Here is a 3,845-nt window from a genome sequence, read left to right as displayed (position 1 = left end):
ACTGCACCGGGGACGGTGTGGGAGAGTAGGTCACCGCCGGACAATCTTTTACGAAAAGGGCTCCCACTGTTTGGTGGGGGCCCTTTCGTGCTTTCCAGAGTCTTTTCTCTTTCTGGGCCCTTTCCCCTCATGGCTTTTCCGGTGTTCCTTGCCGCAGGCAGGAATGCGGACCTGTCCTGGACTCTTTATGGGCCTGTCCGGGACCCGCCCAGGACGTCAGTAGGCTGGAGACGTGGACTATCGAGCGGTTGAACAAGCGATCATGCAGCGTGGCGTCGAGTGGAGCTTCGAGCCCAGCCTCGACAGGATCGCCGCGCTCGTGGACCTGCTCGGCTCCCCGCAGCACTCCTATCCCGTCGTGCATGTGGCCGGTACGAACGGCAAGTCGAGTACGACCCGGATGATCGAAGCACTTCTGCGCGAACGCAACCTGCGTGTCGGCCGGTTCACCAGCCCCCACCTCGTTTCCATGCGCGAGCGCATCAGTGTGGACGGCGTCCCGCTGAGCGAGGAGCGCTTCGTCGAGGTGTACGAGGACATCGCTCCCTACCTGGAGATGGTCGACTCACAGGGGCGGAGGCTCTCCTTCTTCGAGACCCTCACCGCGATGGCGTTCGCCGCCTTTGCCGATGCTCCCGTGGATGTGGCGGTCATCGAGACGGGGATGGGGGGCGTCACCGACGCCACCAACGTCGCCGACGGCACCGTGGCGGTCATCACCCCTATCTCCCTCGACCATGTCGACTACCTCGGACCCGACGTCGAGACGATCGCAGGGGAGAAGGCCGGCATCATCAAGCCCGGGGCGACCGCCGTGCTCGCGCAGCAGGAGCTTCCCGCCGCCTCGGTGCTGATGAGGCGGGCCGCCGAGGTCGGTGCCACCGTGGCACGCGAGGGGCTGGAGTTCGGCGTGCTGAGCAGGGAACTCGCCATCGGTGGGCAGTTGATCCGTCTCAAAGGGCTCAAGGGAACCTACGAGGACATTCTGCTTCCCCTCTACGGGGCTCACCAGGCGGGTAACGCGGCCTGCGCGCTTGCCGCGGTGGAGGCGCTGACCGGTGGGGATGAGCCTCTCGATGCGGAGCTGGTGCGGCAGGCGTTCCTGGAGGTGCGCTCGCCCGGCAGGCTTGAGGTGGTCCGCAGAGGGCCCACGGTGGTCGTCGACGCCGCGCACAATCCGGCGGGGATCCGGGCCAGTCTGGACGCCGTGCAGGAGTCCTTCGACTTCGCGAAGCTCATCGGAGTGGTGGCGGTGTTCGAGGACAAGGACGTCCAGGGCATCCTGGAGCTGCTGGAACCGATGATGGACGAGATCGTGGTGACCAGGAACTCCTCGCCGAGGTCCATGGATGTGGACGATCTCGCCGCGCTGGCCGAGGAGATCTTCGGCCTTGACCGGGTGCACCAGGTCGAGAGGCTGGACAGCGCGATCGACCGGGCGATCGGCATCGTCGACGCTCTGGGAGAGTTCAGCGGGGCCGGGGTTCTGGTCACCGGGTCGGTGGTGACCGCCGGTGACGCGCGACTTCTGCTCAAGGCGGACGAGGCACGGTGAGCGAGCAGGACACCGCAAACGGCCAAGAGCGCGATATGCCGGGAAAACGCCCTGATATCGGACAAGCCGGGCGGACGAGGCGCAGTGAGTAGGCAAGGCATAGTGAGCGGGCAAGACGGGATGAGCCGGTCGGGCGTGGCGGGTCGGGCGCGGCCGTGGCGACTCTGGAGGGACAGAAAATGATCACGGTCACTCCCGGGATGAGGCGTCTCTGCGCCAGCGTGCTCGGCATGCAGGCCATAGTCGTCGGTCTGTTCACGCCGGTCGCCATCAACACCCAAGGCGTCGAACCGACCCTCGCGTTCACCGTCGGCCTCGGCCTGGCGCTCCTCTGCGTGGTGGTGATCGGCCTGCTCAGGCGGCCTTTCGCCTACCTCGCGGGAAGCGTGATCCAGGTGCTCACCATCGCCTCCGGCTTCATGGTCCCGGCGATGTTCTTCCTCGGGGTGATCTTCGCCGCGCTGTGGATCACGGCGATATTCGTCGCTCGCCGTGTCGAGGGCGTGACTTCTCGCTAAAGTCGGCCAACATGGCCGTCCCTCCCATCCAGCCGACTCGGGCGGTGCCCGCCAGGCCCACAGGCCTGGTGCGCGTGCTCCGGGTCTCCCTGATGCTCGACGTTGTCCTCGGACTGCTCGTCGCGGTAGTGCTGCCGCTGGCGATCGTCGCCATTCCCAATACCATCTCGGTGGTCGCCGCCCTCCTGCCGCCGGACATCTCGCAGATAGCGATGATCAGAGCGCACGGGCTGGCGCTTCCCGCGATGGTCCTGACCGTGCCGGTGGCGGCGGTGGCCGTGTACCGGATGAGGGCGGCCCCGATGATGGTCGCCGGGTTGACCCTGCTCGCCTTCGCCGACGCCGCCGGCGGGTACGCCGGGTCAACGGCGCTGGTAGGGGTCCTGCGGGTCCTGCACGGGGTCGGAGCGGGCTTGCTGGTTCCCGCCACCCTGATGGCCGTCTGGGGGCGTTCGACGCTCCTCAGGGCCGTGTGGGCGGCCGTGCTGACGGGGAGCCTCCTGGCTGCCCAGGCGCTCGCGCTGTGGCCCCTTGACCAGGTCGACTCCTGGCGCGTCACCCTCCAGCCGTACCCGATGCTCACCGGGGTCGCGCTCGCCCTCGCCGCGCTCTATCTGGTGCTGTGGTTGAAGGAGGGCGAGAGCGGCGCGGGCCCCGTTCCGGCCGTCGCCGAACGCGGACGCACGCTGTGGGTGGTCATGCCCGCCGCGGGCGTCGCGGCCCTGGCTCTGGGCAGCACGTTCGACTGGTCACCGAATCTGGTGATCCGTGCGGCGCTGGTGTCCATCCTCGTCCTGCTCGCCCTGGCCTCCTCCGGTCTCTCGAAGGGGGCCGCCGGTCGGGCGCCGGCCTACGCGATGATCGCGGTCGGCGTCGTCGCCCTGCCCACCGCCGCCCAGATCACCTACGTCGAACTCGGAGGGCTGGGAGGGCCGGGGCTGTCCGGCCTGTGGCCGGCCTTCGTGATCGCCGCGTTGGTGGGCCTCCTGTCCGCGGTGTCGGCGAATCGGCTGGGCGACGCGGCCATGCCCATGGTCACCGCGGGCGGACTCGTGGTGATGGTCGCGGGCCTGTGCGCCGTGCGGCTGTTTCTTCCCGCCCCGGGCGGGCTCCCGCTGATCCTCCCGTTCGCGCTGCTCGCGGGTGGTGCCTCGGTGGCGCTCACCGGTGCGTTGCGATCCTGCGGTGAGGGTGCGGCGCTTCTGGCGCTGTCGCTGTTCTTCCCCGCGGTGCTCGTGGGCTTCCTGCTGGGCAGTGGTGTCCAGGTCAACCGCCTGAAGGACGCCACGACCCCGCAGGCGCTGGTCGACGGGTTCGTGGACGCCCTGCAGCTGTGGGCACTGCTCGGCGGCGGACTGGTGCTCGTAGTGATCGTGCTCGGCGCCGTTCTGGCTCGCCTCCTGCCCGGCACCCCGGTGAGCCCGGGGGACACCCGGGACACTCCGGCAGGTGCGGGCGGCGTCTCGCCGGGAGCGGGACCCACTTCCGGGCTGGTGCCCCCTCCCGCCGGAGAGGTCGATCCCGCCGGTGGCGCGTGGCCGGCCGCCACGGCGTCGGGACCTCCCGGAAAGGTCGGTCTTTCCGGGCAGGTCAAGCCGTCCGAACGGGCCGGGCAGCCCAGGCGGTCCGAACGGGACGGGCAGGCGGGACACGGGGTGGTGGGGGGGGGGGGGGGGGCCCGCCCCCCCCCCCCCCCCCCCCCCCCACCCCCCCCCCCCCCCCCCCCCCCCCCCCCCCCCCCCCCGACCCCCCCCCCCCCCCCCGCGCGCGGC

Annotated in this window: 2 protein-coding genes and 1 pseudogene; all 3 read left to right on the top strand. The window is 70.0% G+C overall.

The features are described 5' to 3' along the window. Positions 1-262 precede the first annotated feature (262 nt). A complete protein-coding gene (locus ABZ664_RS39325) occupies positions 263-1,555 on the top strand; it encodes a folylpolyglutamate synthase/dihydrofolate synthase family protein (RefSeq protein ID WP_362522375.1) in 1,293 nt (430 codons plus the stop codon). A 179-nt stretch (positions 1,556-1,734) separates the two neighbouring features. Beyond that, positions 1,735-2,073 carry a DUF4233 domain-containing protein gene (locus tag ABZ664_RS39320; protein WP_362522373.1) on the top strand — a complete coding sequence of 113 codons (339 nt, stop codon included), beginning with the start codon at positions 1,735-1,737 and terminating at the stop codon, positions 2,071-2,073. Positions 2,074-2,084: 11 nt separating this feature from the next. Further along, positions 2,085-3,845: pseudogene (locus ABZ664_RS39315) on the top strand (hypothetical protein); the annotation flags it as partial.

It is taken from the genome of Streptosporangium sp. NPDC006930, from assembly GCF_040635605.1.
Taxonomy (GTDB): Bacteria; Actinomycetota; Actinomycetes; order Streptosporangiales; family Streptosporangiaceae; genus Streptosporangium.
Note: the sequence above shows the minus strand (reverse complement) of the source record. Positions and strands in the feature narration are given on the sequence as shown.

What these genes read in the sequence shown, in the direction of transcription:
- ABZ664_RS39325 (WP_362522375.1), top strand. Translation starts at nt 263, where the DNA reads ATGCAGCGTGGCGTCGAGTGGAGCTTCGAGCCCAGCCTCGACAGGATC.
- ABZ664_RS39320 (WP_362522373.1), top strand. Translation starts at nt 1,735, where the DNA reads ATGATCACGGTCACTCCCGGGATGAGGCGTCTCTGCGCCAGCGTGCTC.